Genomic DNA, 711 nt, shown 5'->3' on the forward strand with positions numbered 1-711 from the left:
TTAAAGCACAGTGTTTTTTAATGAAGGGATGGGCTAGGGCTTCTTCGATCGTTAATTGGTGATCGTAAACTTTGATGTAATTCCCGTTTTCGTCCTTGATTGGTTTGTCATAAGCATCACGGGCGATATTAGAATTATCAATGTCGAGTAGTAGCCACTGAGAACCGATAATATTGGCCTTACTGCGCCATTTACCGTTTAACAGTCCGGCACAGATGGCGTGACCTGCTTTTATGTGTTGCTGGACATCGGCTAGAGTGCCTTCTACATCAATGAAGTTACCGGCCAGCTTTTTAAAGTCCCAGTCTTTGTTTGTGCCAGTAGCGTTAAACGCAAACTTGATTATGCGACTCTCAATCAACTCAAGTTTTGTCAAAGCAGCAGAATTTGCCCCTTGAGCATCTGCTGATTGCGGCGATACTGAGTTATGAGATTGTTGTAATGGTGACATGAGAGCTATTCCTCCTGAAGTGTGTTGGAGGAATTGGAGCTATCCCGAAAGTAATCTTCTAATACAAACGTTCAGAAATCGAATTTGATAAAATTCCTGAGTTGCCGTTTTTTGTGTAGCCAGTGTTACAATCGCTTAACACTCAAAAAGGTTTGATAAGATTACTATTAGGGATATTAATTAGGCGGCGAAACCTATACCCCAATTCCAATTGAAAGCCCGTTTGTCTCATCGAGACTTAGGGTTTTCAGCTTTTAGCC

The 711-nt window shown here is 41.6% G+C and carries 1 pseudogene; it reads right to left on the bottom strand.

Features of this window, described 5'->3' with window-relative positions:
• Window positions 1–451: pseudogene (locus tag GNF10_RS37240) on the bottom strand (DNA primase); the annotation flags it as partial.
• Window positions 452–711: the final 260 nt, after the last annotated feature.

Origin of the sequence: Nostoc sp. UCD121, assembly GCF_014222285.1 — a bacterium.
Taxonomy (GTDB): domain Bacteria; phylum Cyanobacteriota; class Cyanobacteriia; order Cyanobacteriales; family Nostocaceae; genus Nostoc.